The sequence below is a fragment of the Acinetobacter colistiniresistens genome, from assembly GCF_000413935.1.
In the GTDB taxonomy this organism is placed as follows: domain Bacteria; phylum Pseudomonadota; class Gammaproteobacteria; order Pseudomonadales; family Moraxellaceae; genus Acinetobacter; species Acinetobacter colistiniresistens.
The window spans coordinates 33,074-54,042 of record NZ_KE340383.1; the positions used below are offsets into that span (position 1 = coordinate 33,074).

A 20,969-nucleotide genomic window follows, 5' to 3' on the forward strand; every position below is an offset into this window, starting at 1 on the left:
ACCAAGACTTTAGACGGTGGTTGAACTATGCGGCAACTGTTTGATTGCACCTGCAAAAGTAAGATAGTTAATCCCTTGGAACAAAATATCAATCGCAAGGAACATACCCAACACCCAAAATGGTGAATCAGGCGAGGATAAAATCAGAATCCCGGTTAATAGAGTCAAGATCCCTGAAAATAGTACCCAGCCCCAACCTGAAATCGGTCTTAAAATAAAGGCATTCACAGTACGAATAATTCCGGCAACAATTAAGGCAATGGCCAAGAAACTGGTGAGTACCACCGCAGTAATCACCGGTGTGGTAAAGGCAAAATAACCTGCGGCCAGATACAACACACCAAATAGGGCCCACAACCAACGTGTGCCCCCTTTAAACACCATAAATGCAGCCACAAAATGCAGAATACCGCCCAACATCATCAGCACACCAAACAACAAGACTGCTGATAATGTCGCAAAGGGTAAAGCGGCTAAAAGAACCAAGCCGAAAATCACCAATAATACGCCTAAAAGCAGATACCATTTACGATCAGCGTGCAGCTGGTTGCGAATCAGATCATTACCCACTGTTTTCATCATTATTTACTCTTTTATCATCAATGTTATATCTCTATATTGATCGTGTTTATCCGCAAGTTCTGTATAAGGCATGTTGAAAATTAATGACGGAATGTCAGAAAACAAGTGTTTTATTTGATCTTTTTCCAGCTGAATGATGTTGCAAAGATATGGATAAGTCGAAACTTATCCACAATTTATTTAATCCAGCCAATTTCTTTTGCCGTAAGTGTACCAATAAGCGTCTGTTCTAAATCATCAGGCATTTTACTTTTATGTTCGGACAGTGGAATCCGTCCACCCATAATTTCAGCTTCGGTTTGTGGATATCGGGGTTGTTTGCTGACCTGCGCGTAACCCATCGGGAAAATCGGCTCGCCATTGGCTAAGTTATATTTGTCAGTCGCGCCAAAACCATGCAGTAACTCATGTACCAATACCACATTGTTTTGTTGGGTCTGTTTTGCTGAGGCAAATAAATTAACAGATCCGATTCGCCCACGTTCCAACGCAGTGGAATGCTTGAGTTCCCGACTTTGCTTCGGATCATAGTAATTCAGATACAGGGTTAAACTTGGCGAGCCATCGATCGATTGATGTTGTTTCCATGCATAGAATCTAAATTTTAAACTCCATAGAATATTATTCAGAATACTGGATTGCTCTGACATCTTCGGCGGTGCTTGATTTAACTCACGCCCGATTTCAATGATAAAATAGCTGCTCTGTCCGCGATATTGCTGACTATTTTTTTCCAGATATTGTTTCACCCCAACAAAATCATCTTGCTGTAAGTGCTGGATATACTGTTGCGTAGCAGCTAAACCATCGGCATTAATCGGATGCAGTAGAACACGAATCGGCTGATTCCAATCCTGATTCTGATCCCGATAGGCATTGATCGCAACAATCAACAACAACACCAATAAGCATGCAACTCGGATATTTTTCCACATGTTGCTCCCCCAATTTAAAAATCATTGTTGTTTTTCTTTCTTCAATAAAAAATGCCAGCAATCGCCAGCATTTTTTCAAACTTAAAGGGTTAAGCCTCTACCCATTTTCCATCTTGGAACACCAGACTCCACTTGGTTTGTTTACCTTCAGCCGTCTCTGAGCCCACATATTGCGCTTGGTTCTTACGGCTGAATTTCACGACCGTTGGGTTGCCTTCAGGATCCACATCGGGTGCTTGTAACAAGAACTGATATTTCGGATCAAGTTGCTCTGCCACACTGCGTAGTTCAGCGACCTTCGGTGCACGTGTTTCACGAATTTTCGGGAATTTGCTTGCAGCCAAGAATAACCCTGCCGCACCATCACGTAACACAAAGAAATCATCATGTTTAGCAGAACGGAGATGTTCCATTTTGATTGGATCCACACGTGGCGGTGCAGGTTGCCCACTCTTCAATACTTTACGGGTATTGTCACAGCTTGAACAAGCGAAATACGGACCAAAACGCCCTGTCTTCAACTGCATTTCACCATCACATTTATCACATGGAATGGTAGGACCATCATAGCCCTTGATCTTGAATTCGCCTTCTTCAACTTCGTAGCCATCACAATCTGGATTATTACCACAGACATGTAATTTACGACCACCATCAACTACATAGCTGTCCATTGCGGTACCGCACTTAGGACAACGGTGTTTCGACATGAGGTCGGCCGTTTCAGCGCCATCATCATCAGACAAAGCAGCCAAAGACTCGACTGGGGTTAAGTTGAGGGTGCCTTTACACCGTTCTTTCGGTGGCAAGTTATAACCTGAGCAACCCAAGAATACGCCTGTCGTACCAGTACGCACCTGCATTGGACGTGAACATTCAGGACACGGCACATCCGGCACTTCCACAGGCTGATTGCGACGCATGCCGCTTTCACCCTGTGCATTGGTTAAACGATTTTTGAAATCACCGTAAAACGTATCCAACAGCTCTTTCCAGTTTCGCTCACCCATCGCGACACGGTCGAGCTGACCTTCTAAATCCGCAGTAAATGCATAATTCATCAGGTTATTAAAACTTTCATCCAGACGGTCAGTGACAATCTCACCCATCTTCTCAGCAAAGAGACGACGGTTTTCCAGTTTGACGTAACCACGTTCTTGAATGGTCGAGATAATCGCCGCATAAGTTGACGGACGACCAATGCCTTTCTTCTCTAATTCTTTCACCAAAGACGCTTCGGTAAAACGCGCAGGTGGCTTGGTAAAATGCTGACTTGGATCAAGTTTTTCCAGCTTAAGCACTTCACCCACCTTCACTGCAGGCAGTAAAATATCATCATCGGACTTGTTGGCCCCACGCACGCGGGTAAAGCCATCAAATACCAAGGTACGGCCTTTGGCTTTTAACTCAACATTTGATGCTTCAACCGTTAAGGTTGAAGACAGATATTCAGCTGGTGTCATTTGGCAAGCAACAAACTGACGCCAAATCAAATCATATAAACGCTGTGCATCGCGCTCTACGCCAGCCAGCTTGTCACCAGTTAAGCCAACATCAGATGGGCGAATCGCTTCATGGGCTTCTTGTGCCCCCGCCTTATTGCCGTAACGATTTGGCTTGGCTGGTAAGTATTTATCACCAAAGTTTTGCTGAATATGATTACGCACCATATTCACGGCGTCATCGCTCAAAAACGTTGAGTCGGTACGCATATAAGTAATAAAACCACCTTCATACAAACGCTGCGCCAACATCATGGTTTTCTTGACTGAGAAACCTAAGCGTGTACTGGCCGCTTGTTGTAAGGTTGAAGTGATATACGGTGCACTTGGATTAACCTTAGTTGGTTTATCTTCGCGTAATGCAACTTTATATTCCGCATCTTTTAATACGTTTAGTAACGCATCAGTTTCTGCTTTATTTTTTAGTTTAAGGGTTTTGCCCGCTTGCTTAACCGCTTCAAGGCGAATGTCATCTTTCTTGGAAATAGTGTCTGCAAACACTTGCCAGTATTCTTCAGGGATAAAGGCACGGATTTCACGTTCACGCTCGACCACCAGTTTCACTGCAACCGATTGCACACGACCTGCCGATAAACCACGGGCAATCTTTTCCCAGAGTAATGGCGAGACCATAAAGCCCACTACGCGATCAAGGAAACGGCGTGCTTGCTGTGCATTAACTCGGTTTAAATCGAGGCGTGTTGGCTGTTTAAACGCTTCTTGAATGGCATTTTTGGTAATTTCGTTAAACACCACACGGTGATAACGACTGTCATCGCCACCAATCACTTCTCTTAAATGCCAAGCAATGGCTTCCCCTTCTCTATCCAAATCCGTTGCGAGATAGATGGCATCGGCATCTTTGGCGAGTTTTTTGAGTTCGGCAACCACATGTTCTTTGCCTGGCAGTACTTCATAATGCGCAATCCAGTCATGCTCTGGATCAACCCCCATACGGTTGATGAGTGCAGACTGTGCTTTTTCAGCCTTCTGTTCATCGGTCAGTTTGGCGCGAGTTGCAGGCTTCTTTTCAGTGGATTTTGCCCCGCCTCCTGTAGGTAAGTCACGTACATGCCCTACAGATGACTTCACCACGAATTGTGAACCCAAATATTTATTAATTGTTTTCGCTTTTGCAGGCGACTCCACAATCACTAAGGCACGTTTCTTTGCAGCAGATGCGGGAGCTGCTGTGCTTTCTGAAGCAGAGCGTGGAGTTTTCGCCATAATAAATCGTTTTTCCTGTGTTCAATCAAATAATTAGCGTTGTGCTAGTTCATGTAAATAAGCTTTCATCGCTTCAAGCTGTGTGGCTTTTAAGTCAGTTTCTTCATCCCAATATAGCCCGACACAGTTTGCCTGCATATCAATAGCATAAACTCCTTTTAATGCAATGGTTAAATCATTAAATTTCTGATCACCTTGCACCACCTGAAGCTTGCCATCCACCACTCTTGCGCGCATTAAACTTAAACGAGCATCTGGAATCAATACACTATAATAGGCCACCATGCTGGCACGCTTTTCCGAGGCCATTGGGATCTTGGTCCATTCTGGCGCGGCAATTAAACGTGGATGCAACCCCATCTTGCGAGCTTGATCGCGCATCATGCCCAATGCTTTTTCTCGTGGGCTGACACGTAAGCCAAAAATTGAGCCAAGTACAAATAGTACAATCGCAACTGTGATCCAAATTCCAATATTACTCATAAAGCTGTCCAAAACTTTCTTTTATTAGCGTTACATAAGTTGAATCCAAAAGGCAAGTTTTCCTTACATGTAGCTATTCAGGACATTGGTTTAAAATTCAAACTTGAATACATCGCCATAATCTAACCTTATTATTCTAAAGTTTAAAATATTATTCATATCTTAAATACATAATAAATACATCACTTAATTTTGACTGTAAATCATTCATCAAAATAATCACAGTTTGAATGACATTAATAATGTGGTGGTTTATCACTCATTGGGTCAAACGGAGCAATGCCTTCGGATAAATCTGAAGCCTCGACAAGTTGATAAAGTATCTGCATTTGTTTTTTCAAATCTGCAATCTCTTTGGCCTGAATCGCGAGTTGATCATTCAATTGTTCAACTAATTCATCCAAAAATGCAATTCGGACTTGCAAATCTTCAATGGGTGCGGAAAATGACGCGTGATCATCAAAATTTTGTGGTTTAGTCATTTCAGACCTCATCTGAACTTTTAGGAAACATTATGGCCTATATTACTTTAAGGGATGTCCATCTCGCATTCGGCGGACCTGCCTTACTCGACGGCGCGAACTTTAACCTGGAACGTGGCGAACGAGTCTGTTTAATTGGTCGTAATGGCGAAGGTAAGTCTACTTTATTAAAACTGATTGAGGGAAGCTTGTTACCCGATAACGGTGAAGTTTCGATTCAAAATGGTTTAACTGTTTCAATGTTAGCCCAAGACGTGCCAATGGACTCGGGCAAAGTTGCCGATATCGTTGCCGATGGTGCTGGTGAAGCTGCCATTGTATTGAAAGAATACCATGAAGCAAGTGATGCCTGTGTCCTCGGTGATATGGATGCTTGCGACCGTATGGGTATGTTACAGCACAAACTGGATCAACTGGATGGTTGGGCATTAGAAAACAAGGTTAACTCCATTCTAAGTAAAATGGGGCTTGATCCCAATGCCGATTTAGCCGATCTCTCAGGCGGTCGTAAACGCCGTGTACTGTTGGCGCGTGCCCTACTCACTCAACCTGATGTGTTGTTGCTGGACGAACCAACCAACCATTTGGACGTTGAAAGTATCGAATGGCTAGAAAAGTTCCTGCTCGATCAAAACAATCTCACGTTATTGTTTATTTCGCATGACCGCTCATTTGTCGACAGTATTGCGACCCGCATTGTCGAACTTGATCGTGGTATTTTACGTGGCTACGAAGGTAACTATTCGCGCTATCTCGAACTGAAAGCGCAGCAAATGGAAGCAGAAGAAAAACAAAATGCTTTATTTGATAAAAAGTTAGCGGAAGAAGAAGCTTGGATTCGTCAAGGCATTAAAGCACGTCGTACCCGTAACGAAGGCCGTGTCCGTGCCTTAAAAGACTTACGTGAGCAGTCTAAAGCACGTCGTTCACAACAGGGCAAAGTCAGTATGGCAACGCAAGAAGCCAACCGCTCTGGTAAGTTGGTGTTCGAGATTGAAAACTTAAGTGTCGGCTACGACAACAAAGTACTGATTAATGATTTCTCTGCAATCGTGTTACGTGGTGACCGTATTGGTTTGGTCGGTGACAACGGTGTCGGTAAAACCACCTTGATCAAAGCCATTTTAGGCGAGATCGAACATGGCGGGTCAGTGAAAACTGGTACTCAACTGGAAGTTGCCTATTTTGATCAGTTGCGTAATGCACTCGACTTGGAAAAAACCGTGATGGCCAACGTGTCGGAAGGGTCTGACTTTGTCGATGTAAATGGTAACCGTCGTCATATCTATAGTTATCTGCAAGACTTTTTGTTCTCACCAGAACGTGCCCGTACACCGGTTAAAGCCCTATCAGGTGGTGAGAGAAACCGTATTCTGTTAGCAAAACTGTTACTCAAGCCATCAAACTTGATCGTGATGGATGAGCCGACCAATGACTTGGATATGGTGACACTTGAGTTGCTTGAAGAAATGCTGTCTGACTACAAAGGCACGTTGTTACTGATCTCGCATGACCGTGCTTTCATGGACAATGTCGTGACTTCAACATGGGTATTTGATGGTAAAGGTCAGATTGATGAATACATCGGTGGCTATCAAGATTACTTGGAACAGCGTCCTGACCAAAAAGTAGTTGACCAAAAAAGTGATGTAAAAAAAGCGCAAGCCAAAGCTGAAGCAGCGACTGCCGCAGCAGCACCGAAAAAAGTGAAGCTCAGTTATAAAGATCAGCGTGAGCTTGAACAACTGCCTGCTGAAATTGAAAAACTGGAAACCGAGCAAGCAGAGTTGTCAGCGAAACTGGCGGATGGTTCATGGTTTGTTTCAGATGCCAATGCAGCAACAGCAGCCAGCCAACGTTTAGCAGAAATTGAAGAATTGCTGTTGGAGAAGCTAGAGCGCTGGGACATTTTAGAAAATATGTCGAAAGGCAGCTAAGCAGAGTAAGCATTTATCCTTTCGAGGGTAAATGCTTATTTCCCATATATTCGATTTACTCTAAATTAAAATCATCTTTAATTTGTTGGTAAATATTCAAGTTTTCATCATCAAAACAAACAAAAATCACTTCTTGTACAAACTGGCTTTGACTTAATTCTTTACTGATTGTAGTTAAGGCAATTTGAGCAGCAAGTTGCTTAGGGAAACGATAGATTCCTGTTGAAATATTTGGAAAGGCAACATGCTCCAGTTCCAACTGCTCTGCCAATTTAAAGCAATTCCGATATGCATTTTCGAGCAATCTGGCTTCCTGATGTTGTCCATCCACCCATGTTGGTCCAACAGTATGAATCACATATTTTGCAGGTAGATTCCCAGCCGTCGTCACGACAGCTTCTCCAACAGCACAGCCCCCTTGCTTAGCACGAATCTTCTGACAATCAGCCAAAATTGCAGCTCCACCCTGCCGATGAATCGCACCATCAACACCCCCACCGCCTAATAGTGAAGTATTCGCTGCATTGACAATCGCATCGACAACAATTTGAGTAATGTCACCTTTTATAATATTGATGGTTTTCAATCTTTTCTCCATTTATTTTAGCTAAACAATTATAAAAACAAACTTCATTTAATATGACATTTAAAGTCGCCACCCACACTTCATGCTACACTGCTGCAAAATTCAACGTTATACATTTTTCGAATTTATGAGTCAAAAACAGCCTTATACCCCTGGCGAATTTCAATGGAAATTTCTCTTACCCAAGTATTGGAAAATCTGGATCGCCATTACTTTTTTAATGCTATTGGCCGTCTTACCTTGGGCAATTCAGTGGCGCTTGGCTCATGGCTTGGCGGCTTTGTGCTGGCGCTTACTCAAATCACGTCGTAAAACTACACTTCGGAATTTAGAACTCTGTTTCCCAGAGTGGTCCCCAGCGGAAGTTGAAACACAAGCCAAGCAGGTTTTTGTGGATATGATGCTGGGGGTATTTGAAACCCTGAATGCATGGTACTGTCCAAAGTGGTTTAAAGGTCGCCACAGTGTTGAAGGCTTAGAACATATCACCCATGCACAGGCGCAAGGCAAAGGCGTATTATTACTCGGTACACACAGTACTTTGCTCGATGCAGGCGGTTATATTTCAGCTCAATACTTTGAACCTGATGTCGTATACCGACCACAGAATAATCCGCTGTTAGATATGCTGATTTATCGTTGCCGCGCGACTATTTATCAACATCAGATTGACCACGATGATATGCGTGGCTTAATTCGTCGCCTCAAAGACGGCGGTGCAATCTGGTACAGCCCAGATCAGGATTTTGGTTTAAAACAAGGTGTGATGGCGCCCTTCTTTGGTGTGCCGGCAGCAACCGTAACAGCACACCGCCGTTTGTTAAAAATCTCAAAAGCAGTCGCAATTCCCTTGTATTTCTACCGTTATGGCGATATTCGCAATCCGCAATATAAAGTGTTGATTGAGCCAATGGTGGAAAATATGCCAAGTGAAGATGAAGTGGATGATGCAGTTCGCGTCAATCAGATTATTGAAGCCCAACTACGCATCGCACCTACCCAATGGATGTGGTTCCACCGTCGTTTTAAAACCCGTGCCGAAGGTTACGACAAAATTTATTAATACAAAAAGAGCCGCTTCATTAAAGAATGAAGCGGCTCTAAATTCAACTAAGGACAACAATTAATTCGGGAAAATCACACCGGTATTTAAATCAAAATAGGTTGGCGTGTTGCTATACACTGAACCCAATTTAACATTAATGAACCAGCCTAAATTGCCCTGATCTTGTAAACGGTTTTGGATTTCACTTGGTAGATCCAATTTATAAATCGCATCTGCTTTAAAGACTTTTGATTCGATGCTGGTTGTGCTTTCACTATCGCGTTCAAATAAATAGCCTTTGGTATTGAAGAACTGAATCGCATTGTCCTTATCAATTAGATGATAACCTTCAGCAGCTTGTTGCTTCAGCAATAAATCAAGTTTGGTTGGATTGTCATCATAGAATCCAGCATCTGACGTCGGCATTTCAAAATAACGATAACTATAGGTTCCATTATGAGCACTACTGTTGACACAGGTCGGTACATAAAAAGTCCCATTGCTAGAACCATTATTGGTAAAAGTACTTCCTGCATAAATTAATTTACAACCTTGCGCTCCGAGTTCATTGAAGGCTGCCAAAATATTGGTGCGATTTGCATTACTATTCAAAATAAAGCGATTATCATAACTATAGGTTACTGATTTTTTATCGTTTTTCACGAATAGATATTTATAATTGTTGCTTGGGTCTTCACCTAATGAAGACTTATAGGCAAAACCAGACTCACCTTGCTTTTTAATTTCAGCCAACCAGAACAAATAAACATTGGCGACCACATTGGTTTTAACATCCGCAATTTTATAACTATAAGTATCGGTTGAAGCATTATTTTTTATATATAAATTCTTAGGCTCAGGGAAATCACTATTGGCTTTTTTCACATCCAAAGAGCTACCCGCTAAGGCAAAACCTTGCCCCCCCTGCTCATTGGCTTGCGCCAAGAAATTGGCCCAAGACGTTTGATTATCGAGTAGACGATAACTTGCAGTTGCCTTAGCCACCGTCGGTTTTAATAAACTATAGCCTTCAACATTGGTACGGGTATAACACGTGACAACTTTAGATGGATCGACTGAATCCATATAAGTTTGAATATCTTTGATACTCGCTGTTTCACTCACAGCACACATCCCATCGCCTTTAAAGGCATAAGCCGAAGCGACAGCATTACGGTATCGATCGGTATATTTCACTCGATTCGCTGTGGTTGTGCCACTGGTTTCAGTCGGAGCAATCTCAGTCAGCAATGCATCATCCGTAGCAACCACATAGGTTTTAATGACAGCCCCTGTACAGTCCTGTTTTTCGAACTGACGGGTTTCCGTGGTAAAGCGAACACTATTATCTGAAGCTTTATAGACCGTCAAATTTGAACGACGCCCTTCAAAACAAAAACCTCCCAACCAAGACCCCACAAAACGATCTGCCACAACAGGCGTTGGAGTCGGTGTAGGCGTTGGAGTCGGTGTAGGTGTTGGAGTTGGAGTCGGTGTAGGCGTTGGTGTTGGTGTTGGTGTTGGTGTTGGTGTTGGTGTTGGTGTTGGTGTTGAGTCTGAATCATTATCAGATCCACAACCAACTAAAAGTGCGCAAGTTACGCTAAGTGCAAGTTGAGTCCATATATTTTTCATTGCATCACCCTCTGTGTGATTTTTTCACATATTGTGTATGTGAAAATTTAACACTTTTATTCTTGAGTGCAAATATGTTTATGCGTAAATTAATAACGAAAGGTAAAATCATTTTTTATTAATGGTTCGAAGGTATGGATGCTCAAGAAAACTTAGCAAGACAATTTAGTTCTTTACCGAAAGAATGGCAGGCATGGTTAGAGGAGAATTTAGCGCGCGGCTGTGCTCCGATCGACTTAGTCAATATTTTGTTGCGTGAAGGTTTAATTGACCTGTATAAGGATTTCTCTGCTCCTACACAGGCTGAAGAGCAACATTACAGAGAACTTGAACAGGCTGCAGCAGCAAAGCAAACTCAACTCAGCAGTGTGTTTACTCCTGAACAAAAGAAATGGCTGGCTCAGGCGGTACTCGATGGTTTAAGTAAAGCGGATATTTATCAAACTTTAACCAAACAAGGACTAAGTGAAATTGATATTGCGCTGGAATGTGTGCAACTCAAGCAAGATCCTTATTTTCAAATTGCTCAAGAACAACATTTTCTGCTCAAAAAACGCAATTGGCTCTTGGAGACCCTCGATCGTTTTGCCCGTTTAAATCCTGACTATCAGCAGATTAAGCGAATTTCAAAACCTACCTTCTCAGAATTTATTCAAGATTATTACAGCCGTAACCTCCCTGTGATTTTGACCGATGCCATCCAACATTGGCCTGCTTTGCACAAATGGTCGCCCCAATATTTCAAACAAACTGTCGGTACGCAAGAAGTCGAAGTCCAATTCAATCGGGAACAAGACCTTTTATTTGAACGAAATTCAACTCAACATAAAACCAAGATGCAGATGAATGACTTTGTCGATTTAATCGAGCAGAGCCAACATTCCAATAATTTTTATATGACCGCAAACAATGCCAAGGCCAGCCACACCAGTCTGGCAGCCTTGTTTCAAGATATTGATCATTTTCATGGCTATACTGACCATACTCAGGTCTATGATCGTAGCTTCATCTGGTTCGGGCCCAAAGGGACATTTACGCCCCTACATCATGACTTAACCAATAATGTTCTGGTGCAAATTTATGGGCGGAAAAAAGTTACCCTGATTCCAGCCTTACAAACACCGCATCTCTATAATGATGTGGCCGTATTTAGTAAAATTGCCGACCCTCTTCAACCCAATTTAGTTGAAGCATTCCCTGATTTTATCCATAGCAGTAAAATCGAATGTGTCCTGAACGAAGGGGAATCCTTGTTCATTCCGCTGGGTTGGTGGCATTGTGTTGAGAGTCTGGATATTTCGATGAGTGTTTCTTTTACTCATTTTAATATCGATAATGGGGGCGCTGAATCGTTCCCATCCCCAAGCTGATGCTTAAAGTAATTTATGTCGAATCCATTGTTAAGGTGATTTAATGGTAAAACCCGTAGCCCCAGTCATAATAAACAATGAGCAACCTCTGCCGAATGCATCTGGCGTGATTCCACAAGATGCAGAAACCACATTGGAAAGCATTTTTCCAATGATGCAACATATTGCGCGTTGGCTGATTCATTCGGGTGTCGGTTATACTGATTTTGTTGCTGCACTGAAACCGATTTTCTATCAACAGGCATTGGTTGAATTAGAACGCATCAAACAAAATAAAACCGATTCAGCGGTCAGTTTATTATCAGGATTGCATCGCAAAGATGTCAGTGCCTTTAGACAGCAAGCCAATCAAGCCAGCACTGAAGCCCCTAATTTTGCCATTAGTGTCCCTGCCCGTGTGATTGCACGCTGGATTGCCTTGGATCTTCCTCATCAAATTCCGATCTCTGGTGAGGAAAATAGCTTTGAGGCGTTGGTGAAACATATTTCTACTGAAAAACATCCTCGTTCAATTTTATTCGAATTACAACGCTTAGGTGTCGTGGAGCAAATTGATCAGCAAGTTGTATTACAACAAAATAGCTTTACTCCTGATAATCAGATGCAAGAAAGCAAAGCCCTCTTCTCTGCAAATCTCAGCGACCATTTGGCCGCAGGGATTGATAACTTTATTAGTGAAAAGCCTTTTACCCATCTCGAACAGGCCGTACATGCCGAAAAATTAACAGCAGCATCGGTTGAAGCACTTCGACAGTTGAGTATCCAGCTTTGGCAAGACATGGCAAAACAACTCTTAAATGCCGCGATCCAGCATTGTGACCAAGACCAAGGAAAAGATGATGCGGATTATCAATTTCGCTTTGGTGTCTACCAGTACGATACTCAGATAACACTACAAGTGCCTTATATTTTTAAGGATAAATAACAATGAGAAGCTTATTGCTCGTTACGATTTCTTTCATTTCAGTGGTTGTGTTAACTGCGTGTGGAGAAAACTTTTCTGTTGCCAATGTCAGTCTGGGTGGGAGCGGATCTGGTACACAAAAACCCTTGCCTGGTGGCGGCAATGGTGGGGGTTCTAATCCTTCGACTGGCGACAAAGATGAAGCTTATGAATATGTGGTCACTGTTCCACAAGAAACCCAAGATACCTGTATGGGAATACAGCGCAATTTGCGACTGATCGATGCAGAGTCAAAACAACCTCTGCCTCTTGGTCATGTTCAGCCACTCAACATCACCCCTCTACAAATCGAAATTAAAAACACCACACCGAATTATGTCTATCAACTGACTCCACTCTGTCGCCCAATTGAATATCAAATTGATCAAACCACCATGTTTCATGGCCAAGCTCTACGGTGTGGCGCAGATCAAGACGAACTTCAAGTCTTGCGTCCATATGAAACACGTATATATGAGCTCGATCTTAACTTTGCACAAACCGAACTTCCCTTCACTGTAAAATATAATGCTTTTTATCAGACTGAATTGCCGAAGAATGATATCCCTTGGGAAAAATGTGATGTAGCCAAAATTACTGTTCCTATTCACAAACGCCGTATTTCAAAAGATATTGGAACAGAGCAGCCTCCTATCACACTTCCTGAAGTGCCAAATGGTGAACACCCTGAAATACCGAAGGGAGAAAAACCCGAATAGAATATTGTCATATCACAAAATTAAAACCCGAGTTCTGCATCCTGCAAAACTCGGGTAAATGAGGTTGTGCTTTCAAACTACTTTTATTTTCCTGCGTCCATCGCATGCATCATATCCATGATGACTGTTCCATCTCAGCGTCGCTATCCTTAAACGGAAATCCATTCCTGCGTCCTTGTGCTGATGTATTTAGAATAAACCTTTTAGTCATGTCCGACTATTCGTTGCAGACTTAAATCTATGTACGAAATAACGTACATTAATTAGTTAAACTTTAAAATCAAGCCATTGCCCAAGCCCCTCTCGCATAACATCAGTTTTGCATGCGTTGCTTATGCGGTTGAGCTAAAGAATCGGTCACTGCTTTCTCTTCTTGTTCAGCCTTTTCAATCCCCTCCTGTATTGCTTCTTGCGCCTCTTGTTCATCCTCAACAGACTGCTCCAACGACTGTTGTTGTTGCTCAAACACCCGTCCTGTTTGTAAGACCACATACACGGGGAAATGATCTGAACCAATATGAGCGACGCGTTTCATTTCCACCAACCCAAAATCAGTGCTATGAAAGATATGATCTAGCGACCATCTCAATAATGGATAATCTGCATGGAAGGTATTTATAAAATAACGCCCGACGCGTGGATCAAGCAAACCACTGATGCGCTGAAATAAACGTGTTGTTCTCGACCACGCCACGTCATTTAAATCTCCCATCACGATACAGCTCTGATCAATATCTTTGATCTGATCCCCTACAATCAGCAACTCGGCATCTCTTAAAGTTGAGTCTTTGGCTTCTGTTGGACTCGGTGGTTTCGGATGTAAACAATACAACTGCACTTGTACGCCAGAAGGCAATGTCACCGTGGTATGAATTGATGGAATTTCATCACTCAGAATAAATTTAACTTCCGTATCATTTAAGGGCAAACGACTATACAAATGCATGCCATATAGATTTTCTAAAGGTACAGGGACACGGAAGGGATAATCAGCTTCAATTGGACTGAGGGCTTGCTGCCACGCTGCATTCGATTCAAGCGTCAGTACCAGATCGGGTTTCAAGCGATTAATCTGCTCAATCAAAAGATGGTATTGATGGTTTGGGGTTAAGACATTCGCCACCAGTAAAGAAATTTGTTGCTCAGGATTGAGTTGAGCCTTTTTGACTTTCTTCACCTGTTTGCGCCATAACGGTGTATAAGGCAATACCATTTTGAGTTGATAGGCAATTGCCGCTACTAAGCCTATAAACAGCAACTCGGTACTTAAAGTCCAATTGGGGAGTACAAATAACATCAGAAAAAATACGATGATCCCCAATGCCAATATTTGTAATCTAGGAAAATCTGCTCCTCGAATCCACCATTCATCTCGGGGAATCAAGGACCAAAATGAAAGCCATATCACCAGCACCGCACCAATCTGAATCCCGATCATGTTGTTTTTTCTCTTTGGGGTAGCATACATTTACAATAAAGTTTTCGCTTTATCAATTTTCTATCTAATATAAACAAGTTATTTCACTCAATAAACGCACTGTTTTATTTCAGTAAAGCTTGCAGTTGTGGGCACTTTTGATACACTCAAACCCCTTTTAATTTTTTTACATACCGAGGCACAATGACATGAAAGTAGGTCTGGTCGGTTGGCGTGGGATGGTTGGTTCTGTCCTGATGCAACGTATGGTTGAAGAGAATGATTTTGCTCATATTGAGCCATTCTATTTCTCTACCAGTAATGCAGGTGGTGAAGCACCTTCATTTGGTGGTAAGACTGCCCCAGCACTTATGGATGCAACGGACATTAACAGTCTGAAGCAAATGGATGTCATTTTAACCTGCCAAGGTGGTGATTATACCTCTGAAGTTTTTCCAAAGCTGAAAGCTGAAGGTTGGAATGGTTACTGGATTGATGCAGCATCTACACTGCGTATGGCAGATGATGCCATCATCGTTCTTGATCCAGTCAACTTAAACGTGATCAAAGATGGTTTAGTCAATGGCACTAAAACTTTCGTGGGCGGTAACTGTACCGTTTCATTGATGTTGATGGGCTTAGGTTCACTGTTCCAAAATAATTTAGTGGAATGGGCGACTTCAATGACCTATCAAGCTGCATCGGGTGCGGGTGCGCAGAACATGCGTGAACTGATCACTGGCATGGGTTATTTGTATAACAATACCAAAGAATTATTGGATGACCCTAAATCTGCAATTCTTGATATTGACCGTCAAATCGCAGATTTGCAACGTGGCGAAGGCTTCCCGAAAGCCAACTTTGGTGTGCCACTGGCAGGCTCATTGATCCCTTATATCGACAAACAACTCGAAAGCGGTCAATCGAAAGAAGAATGGAAAGGTCAGGTTGAAACCAACAAGATCTTAGGTAACCAGCAGATCGTTCCGATTGATGGTCACTGTGTTCGTATCGGTGCAATGCGTTGCCACTCTCAAGCGATTACCTTGAAATTGAAAAAAGATGTTGCGCTTGATGAAATCGAAGACATGATTCGTAACTCAAGCCAATGGGCAAAAGTAGTTCCGAATACTCGTGAAGCATCTATGACAGATCTTACCCCTGTTGCCGTTACCGGTACTTTAACTGTTCCTGTTGGTCGTTTACGTAAGCTCAATATGGGTAAAGAGTATCTTGGCGCATTTACAGTGGGTGACCAACTGCTTTGGGGTGCTGCCGAGCCATTGCGTCGTATGCTTCGTATTCTGGTGGAATACAAGAACGCTTAAGCAAAAATTGCTAAAAATCAAAAGCCGATCACATTTGATCGGCTTTTTTCATGTGATGAAAGATGAATAATTTACAATTCATTTACATCACGGTAATGTATACTTTTTCCAGACCATAACATCACTTTTTCATGGATCGAGATGACTGTTTATAACAAATTAAAAATTGCCATTTTAGCCATACTTTCATCGCAACATCTTTATGCAATTACACTTGATCCATTACAAATCCAGTCTGCACCTGGTGAATTACTGTATGCGGAAATGGGCTTTCACCAAGCCGATAACAACTCGAAATTAGAGGTGAGTCTGGCAACCCCAGAAGATTTACTGATGCTTGGTGCTGCACATCAGCCACCATCTAGTCTTAATTTTTTTACCCGTCGAAATAATCAGGGTGAAGGTGTGATTGTGATCACCTCTTCACGCCCCATGACTGATGCAGAACTGAATATTATTGTAAAAATTCAAGAAGGCGGCGCATCTCATTTAAAACATATCCGCCAGCCGATGCGTCAAATTGCAAAAGCGCCCTTAGCCAAAAATACCAATGAAAAATCACTGACTCCTCAATTTATTGTCAGTGAAAAAGACATCGCCTTAAATCTACCGGAAAGCACCCGCTTTAATGTTGCAAATACAGGCCCCCAAGAAGTCAATAAAAAACAAGAAACACTTTTAAATGCCCCATTTGCACTCCCCCCTGTATTAGAAACATCGAAATCTTCTGCATCGGTACCTGAAGTTAGTGCTGTTTCAATTGCCGCACCTGTTCAAGTCCAAACAACCGCACATTCTGCAGCTGTACCACAGCCAGCAATGCCAGCCCCAGAAAAAGTAAAACAGCAGCCAGAAGCAGCCCCTCTCAAGCAAGAAACCGCTCAGACTGCGAATGCTGCAACCCACAGCAAACCCAATACGGCATTGGATGAAGAACTGAAAGTAGCTCCAATCAAGCCAACAGAAACCAAAGAAAAAAATAAAATAGCAGATCAGGTCAAAGAAACGGCCAAAACGGTCAAAAAGAAGACTCCTGCAACCCCAGCACCAGACACTGAAAAAAATCAACAACATGTGGTGCAGCGCAATGAATCGTTATGGAGTATTGCTCAACGTATTGCGGGACAAACGCAGCAGCCTGTTGCTCAGGTGATGAACCAAATCAAACTACAAAATGAGCATGCCTTTATTGGTGGCAATGCCAACCGACTCAGACAAGGTTCTCATTTAAACTTTAATCTTAGCGCAACATCTGCTCAGCAAAATAAAAACAGCAATCAAATTGCAGCACAAACACAGCGTCCTGTCACAGGAAAAGCCAAATATCGTTTGCAACAGGCAGAAATGTCATTGGTTGCAGAAAGTAATCAAGATGCGAGTACTGGAAGTGCCAAAAAAGACACATTACAGCAAAAAACTAGTGCTGACTTATCATTAAAAGTTATGACAGCACGGGAAAAAACCGTTACATTACAAAGAAACGTAACACAGTTAGAATCGGCACTACGTCAGAAGGAACAACGTATTCAGCTGTTAAATGCCCGGCTTGCCGAGTTACAAGATCAGTTGAAAGCGCAGCAAGAAACTAAAAAGCCAACACACTAGGTTACGAGAAGATTCTCATAAATTTGCTTAAAAGCGGCTCTATCTTTAAGGGGTATAGATCATGTCAACGATAATTATTGTACTGCTGGTCATTGTACTGGTCGTTGCGATCGTTTTAAAAAAACGTGAAAGCAGTCAAGCCAATGCAACACCAAAGAAAGGTGCGACGAAAGCCACTAAAAAAACAGCAACAAAAACGGCTTCACGCACCACGCTGGTTCGTGAGGAGCAAGAACTTGCCCCTCAAGTCACAACTGCAATTTCTGAAAACCTACGCCAACAACTTGAACAGCAAATTCAAAGTGGTCATTTTCAGTCTGCCGAAGCACAAATCAATCAGGCTTTAAAACAGGATAACTCTCAGCATGAGCTCTATCTGTTTTTATTGGATATCCATTTAAAGCAAAAAGATGATCTCGCAATCGATCAGTTGATCAAGCACATTCATGCCTTAAAACTAGAAGATATTGCACAAGCGGCTGAAACAAAACATCGAGAATACGAACAGAATAAACAACCTGATTCACTCGAATTTAATTTAGCTTCACATAGCTTTCAACAAGCACCTGCTTCACCAGAACCGCAGGCACAGAGTAAGGTCGCTGACTTCGATGCTTTAGTGCAAACACCCGCAACACAATCATTTGACAACTTACAGTCAGAATATGTTGCTCCTGCAATCGAAGAACCCAAGCCAGCCGAGCCTGTGCCAGAAGTTCAGCCGCTGGACTTTAATTTTTCCTTCGAGCAGAAAACAGCTGTTGAGCCTGCGCCTACGCCTCCTACAGAAACACCTGAAAGTAAAGAACAGCAACCACTTGAGTTTTCTTTCAACTTAGAACCAACAGCGCCAAATACGGAAGAAGCGAAAGTTGAGGAAGCAAAACCTGAACTTGATTTTAACTTTGCCAATTTAGAGCTGGCATCACAACATACTGCAGAAAAAACACCTGTTGAAGAAGCTGCGCCAAGTTTAGATTTTAATTTTGAACCTACCCTAGAAAAAACTGAACAACCCGCTGCACTTGAAACAACCGAATTTTCATTTGACCTTGCAGAACCTGCCACAGTTGAAACACAACCCGAGGTTACTGCTGCTGTTACTGCAACACCAGCCACTACGGTTCACGACCCATTGGCACAGTCATTCCCTGATCTGCAACAGCTTGATGAAGTACAGCTGAATTTAGAACTTGCAGCGCAGTATATTGAACTGGGTGCCTATGACTCTGCCCGAGAATTATTAAAAAACACACCGTCGTTGAATGCAGCACAACAACAACATGCAGAAAATTTACTGAATAAAATAGCTTCCTGAATTTGATCAGTCTAATATAAGCAGTCTCTCAGACTGCTTTTTTTATGATGAAAACAATCGCTTTAATTTATATGGGTGGGACGTTTGGTTGTATTGGTGAACCGCTGATGCCAATGCCTGAACACGATTTTTTGCCTTTATTAAGTAAGGTGATTCCGCCTCATTTACAAGTGGAATGTTTTGCTGCACCCAGCATTCAAGACAGTAGTGCCTGCACAGCAACAGATTGGTTAAAACTGGTACAACAAATTCAACAATTACAGCTGCAAGGTTTCCATCATTTTGTCATTATTCATGGAACCGACACCTTAAGTTATGCCGCAGCGACCTTGGCACGTTTCCTTGGGCACTCTTGCCATGCCATTATTACAGGTAGCCAATATCCATTATTGAATATTGAAGGCAATGATACCCGCGAATTCACCGACGCCATTGGCAACCTCTATCTCGCATTAGAACAAGTTCTTGCCTTGCCAACGGGTGTTTATCTCGCCTTCCATGAACAGGTCTTTCATGCGCAAACGACGTTAAAAGCCCACACCACTGAATTAGATGCCTTCGTTGGCGTTAAAGCAGAGCAAAGCTGTGACACCACAGCCGATTCTTTTATTGTCCAAAATGAACACATTGAGCAAGCCGCTCGACTCAGCATCTTGAATCTGATGTTGCAGCCAATCGCAAAAGAACAGCTCATTTTACAGTTAAACAACCTTTTACTTGCCCCACCCAACTTTCTCGTCTTACAGGGTTTTGGTACAGGGAATATTGCCGTAAATGATGAAATACTCGAATTATTCGAGGCATGCTATCAAAAACAGTGTCTGCCAATCATCAGTACGCAAGTCACTTTTGGACAACTTGATCAACGCTATGCCGTGAGCTCATGGATTCAATCTGCTAAAGTTTTGGTCAATGATTGTCATAGCCATGCTGATTTGTATGCAAAAGCCTTGCAAATGTATTTAAAATACCCGACCCATGAACAATGGTTCGAACATTGGCATCAACATTAATTTTTGAGGTTAAAACATGCAACGTTATGCAATTGGTATTGAATTTTGCGGTACTCAATACCGTGGTTGGCAAACCCAACAGGCTGGCGTTGTAACTGTTCAGGAAACCCTCGAACAAGTCCTGAGCCGTATTGCCAATGAGCCGATCATTTTGCATGGCGCTGGACGAACTGACGCAGGCGTACATGCGACCAATATGGTGGCGCACTTCGACACCGAAGCCATTCGCCCGGAACAGGGCTGGATTCGCGGTGCCAATAGCCAACTGCCCAAAGATATTTCAATCCAGTGGATCAAGCGTATGGATGAAAATTTCCATTCACGCTTTAAAGCCGTGGCGCGCCGCTATCGTTATGTGGTGTATAACGCACCGACCCGCCCAGCCTTAATGTACAAGCAAGTCACCCATCTTTACCAAACCCTTGATGTACAAAAGATGATTGCGGCAGCTGCAAAATTTGAGGGCACGCATAATTTTGAGACCTTCCGCGCAGCAGCCTGTCAGTCCAACCAACCTGTACGCCATGTAAGCCACTGTCGCTTATTCGAGCATGGCCGCTATCTGGTCTTAGATATTCAAGCGGATGGCTTCTTGCACCATATGGTACGCAACATCATGGGCTGTTTACTTGAAATCGGGCAAGGCCAGTATGAAATCGACCATATTGATAGCATGTTTGCCGCTGAAGATCGGACGGCTGCAGGCATTACCGCCCCACCTGATGGCTTATATTTTATTCAGTCTTATTATCCAGATGAATTCGACTTACCGCAGCTGCCTTTGGGCCCACACTGGTTGAATCTGCCTGAATAAAAAAAAGCCTTATCAGACCGATAAGGCT

Annotated in this window: 18 protein-coding genes; 10 read left to right on the forward strand and 8 right to left on the reverse strand. The window is 42.7% G+C overall.

The annotated features are described in order from the left end of the window. Positions 1–9: 9 nt before the first annotated feature. The 5 genes from F907_RS02335 to F907_RS02315 form a co-directional block, all read right to left on the reverse strand. Positions 10–582, reverse strand: coding sequence for an HdeD family acid-resistance protein (locus F907_RS02335; RefSeq protein WP_005278825.1), 573 nt, complete (start codon positions 580–582; stop codon positions 10–12). A 176-nt stretch (positions 583–758) separates the two neighbouring features. Further along, on the reverse strand, positions 759–1,517 hold the full coding sequence (locus F907_RS02330; RefSeq protein ID WP_016653140.1) for a hypothetical protein: 759 nt from the start codon (positions 1,515–1,517) through the stop codon (positions 759–761). A gap of 89 nt (positions 1,518–1,606) precedes the next feature. Beyond that, on the reverse strand, positions 1,607–4,246 hold the full coding sequence (gene topA, locus F907_RS02325) for a type I DNA topoisomerase (protein ID WP_005278819.1): 2,640 nt from the start codon (positions 4,244–4,246) through the stop codon (positions 1,607–1,609). A gap of 33 nt (positions 4,247–4,279) precedes the next feature. Continuing rightward, positions 4,280–4,729 (reverse strand): hypothetical protein, encoded by a 450-nt coding sequence (locus F907_RS02320; RefSeq protein ID WP_005278815.1) that lies wholly within the window; start codon positions 4,727–4,729, stop codon positions 4,280–4,282. 236 nt (positions 4,730–4,965) lie between these two features. Next, entirely contained in the window at positions 4,966–5,211 is a 246-nt protein-coding gene (locus tag F907_RS02315) for a SlyX family protein (protein ID WP_016653141.1), read from the reverse strand. Positions 5,212–5,243: 32 nt separating this feature from the next. Here F907_RS02315 and F907_RS02310 point away from each other — a divergent pair, with 32 nt between their 5' ends. After that, entirely contained in the window at positions 5,244–7,148 is a 1,905-nt protein-coding gene (locus tag F907_RS02310) for an ATP-binding cassette domain-containing protein (RefSeq protein ID WP_016653142.1), read from the forward strand. 55 nt (positions 7,149–7,203) lie between these two features. Here F907_RS02310 and F907_RS02305 read toward each other — a convergent pair whose 3' ends face one another. Continuing rightward, the gene (locus F907_RS02305; RefSeq protein WP_016653143.1) at positions 7,204–7,734 is read right to left on the reverse strand and encodes an O-acetyl-ADP-ribose deacetylase; all 531 of its coding nucleotides are present in this window, start codon (positions 7,732–7,734) and stop codon (positions 7,204–7,206) included. Positions 7,735–7,861: 127 nt separating this feature from the next. Between F907_RS02305 and F907_RS02300 the strand changes: the two genes are divergently transcribed. Further along, on the forward strand, positions 7,862–8,797 hold the full coding sequence (locus F907_RS02300) for an LpxL/LpxP family acyltransferase (protein ID WP_032862419.1): 936 nt from the start codon (positions 7,862–7,864) through the stop codon (positions 8,795–8,797). 60 nt (positions 8,798–8,857) lie between these two features. On the opposite strand, the gene F907_RS02295 is transcribed toward F907_RS02300, so the two are convergent. Beyond that, positions 8,858–10,414, reverse strand: coding sequence for a PT dipeptide repeat lipoprotein (locus tag F907_RS02295; protein ID WP_016653145.1), 1,557 nt, complete (start codon positions 10,412–10,414; stop codon positions 8,858–8,860). Between the two features lie 134 nt (positions 10,415–10,548). Here F907_RS02295 and F907_RS02290 point away from each other — a divergent pair, with 134 nt between their 5' ends. From F907_RS02290 to F907_RS02280, 3 genes are read left to right on the forward strand one after another with little or no spacing between them, the layout of a single operon-like run. Continuing rightward, on the forward strand, positions 10,549–11,784 hold the full coding sequence (locus tag F907_RS02290) for a cupin-like domain-containing protein (protein ID WP_016653146.1): 1,236 nt from the start codon (positions 10,549–10,551) through the stop codon (positions 11,782–11,784). A 43-nt stretch (positions 11,785–11,827) separates the two neighbouring features. Further along, a complete protein-coding gene (locus F907_RS02285) occupies positions 11,828–12,709 on the forward strand; it encodes a DUF6502 family protein (protein ID WP_016653147.1) in 882 nt (293 codons plus the stop codon). 2 nt (positions 12,710–12,711) lie between these two features. Further along, positions 12,712–13,446, forward strand: a complete 735-nt coding sequence (locus tag F907_RS02280; protein ID WP_016653148.1) for a hypothetical protein — start codon at positions 12,712–12,714, stop codon at positions 13,444–13,446. A gap of 313 nt (positions 13,447–13,759) precedes the next feature. Here F907_RS02280 and F907_RS02275 read toward each other — a convergent pair whose 3' ends face one another. Then, positions 13,760–14,884: an endonuclease/exonuclease/phosphatase family protein gene (locus tag F907_RS02275; RefSeq protein WP_016653149.1), complete on the reverse strand. Its 1,125-nt coding sequence runs from the start codon at positions 14,882–14,884 to the stop codon at positions 13,760–13,762. A 188-nt stretch (positions 14,885–15,072) separates the two neighbouring features. On the opposite strand from F907_RS02275, the gene asd reads away from it, so the two are divergent. The 5 genes from asd to truA all read left to right on the forward strand — a co-directional run bounded on the left by asd (position 15,073) and on the right by truA (position 20,941). Next, positions 15,073–16,191: an aspartate-semialdehyde dehydrogenase gene (gene asd / locus F907_RS02270; protein WP_005278794.1), complete on the forward strand. Its 1,119-nt coding sequence runs from the start codon at positions 15,073–15,075 to the stop codon at positions 16,189–16,191. Between the two features lie 141 nt (positions 16,192–16,332). Next, positions 16,333–17,796 carry a FimV/HubP-related protein gene (locus F907_RS02265; protein WP_016653150.1) on the forward strand — a complete coding sequence of 488 codons (1,464 nt, stop codon included), beginning with the start codon at positions 16,333–16,335 and terminating at the stop codon, positions 17,794–17,796. 61 nt (positions 17,797–17,857) lie between these two features. Then, positions 17,858–19,114, forward strand: coding sequence for a FimV domain-containing protein (locus tag F907_RS02260; protein ID WP_016653151.1), 1,257 nt, complete (start codon positions 17,858–17,860; stop codon positions 19,112–19,114). 44 nt (positions 19,115–19,158) lie between these two features. Continuing rightward, on the forward strand, positions 19,159–20,127 hold the full coding sequence (locus tag F907_RS02255) for an asparaginase domain-containing protein (RefSeq protein ID WP_005278784.1): 969 nt from the start codon (positions 19,159–19,161) through the stop codon (positions 20,125–20,127). A gap of 16 nt (positions 20,128–20,143) precedes the next feature. Continuing rightward, positions 20,144–20,941, forward strand: a complete 798-nt coding sequence (gene truA / locus F907_RS02250; protein WP_016653152.1) for a tRNA pseudouridine(38-40) synthase TruA — start codon at positions 20,144–20,146, stop codon at positions 20,939–20,941. Positions 20,942–20,969: the final 28 nt, after the last annotated feature.

Excerpts from the sequence above, each read along its gene's own strand:
- F907_RS02285 (WP_016653147.1), top strand. The coding sequence starts at position 11,828 with ATGGTAAAACCCGTAGCCCCAGTCATAATAAACAATGAGCAACCTCTG.
- F907_RS02335 (WP_005278825.1), bottom strand. The coding sequence starts at position 582 with ATGATGAAAACAGTGGGTAATGATCTGATTCGCAACCAGCTGCACGCT.
- truA (WP_016653152.1), top strand. The coding sequence starts at position 20,144 with ATGCAACGTTATGCAATTGGTATTGAATTTTGCGGTACTCAATACCGT.
- F907_RS02320 (WP_005278815.1), bottom strand. The coding sequence starts at position 4,729 with ATGAGTAATATTGGAATTTGGATCACAGTTGCGATTGTACTATTTGTA.
- F907_RS02280 (WP_016653148.1), top strand. The coding sequence starts at position 12,712 with ATGAGAAGCTTATTGCTCGTTACGATTTCTTTCATTTCAGTGGTTGTG.
- F907_RS02275 (WP_016653149.1), bottom strand. The coding sequence starts at position 14,884 with ATGATCGGGATTCAGATTGGTGCGGTGCTGGTGATATGGCTTTCATTT.
- F907_RS02265 (WP_016653150.1), top strand. The coding sequence starts at position 16,333 with ATGACTGTTTATAACAAATTAAAAATTGCCATTTTAGCCATACTTTCA.
- F907_RS02310 (WP_016653142.1), top strand. The coding sequence starts at position 5,244 with ATGGCCTATATTACTTTAAGGGATGTCCATCTCGCATTCGGCGGACCT.
- F907_RS02290 (WP_016653146.1), top strand. The coding sequence starts at position 10,549 with ATGGATGCTCAAGAAAACTTAGCAAGACAATTTAGTTCTTTACCGAAA.
- topA (WP_005278819.1), bottom strand. The coding sequence starts at position 4,246 with ATGGCGAAAACTCCACGCTCTGCTTCAGAAAGCACAGCAGCTCCCGCA.
- F907_RS02315 (WP_016653141.1), bottom strand. The coding sequence starts at position 5,211 with ATGACTAAACCACAAAATTTTGATGATCACGCGTCATTTTCCGCACCC.
- F907_RS02295 (WP_016653145.1), bottom strand. The coding sequence starts at position 10,414 with ATGAAAAATATATGGACTCAACTTGCACTTAGCGTAACTTGCGCACTT.
- F907_RS02330 (WP_016653140.1), bottom strand. The coding sequence starts at position 1,517 with ATGTGGAAAAATATCCGAGTTGCATGCTTATTGGTGTTGTTGTTGATT.
- F907_RS02260 (WP_016653151.1), top strand. The coding sequence starts at position 17,858 with ATGTCAACGATAATTATTGTACTGCTGGTCATTGTACTGGTCGTTGCG.
- asd (WP_005278794.1), top strand. The coding sequence starts at position 15,073 with ATGAAAGTAGGTCTGGTCGGTTGGCGTGGGATGGTTGGTTCTGTCCTG.
- F907_RS02255 (WP_005278784.1), top strand. The coding sequence starts at position 19,159 with ATGATGAAAACAATCGCTTTAATTTATATGGGTGGGACGTTTGGTTGT.
- F907_RS02300 (WP_032862419.1), top strand. The coding sequence starts at position 7,862 with ATGAGTCAAAAACAGCCTTATACCCCTGGCGAATTTCAATGGAAATTT.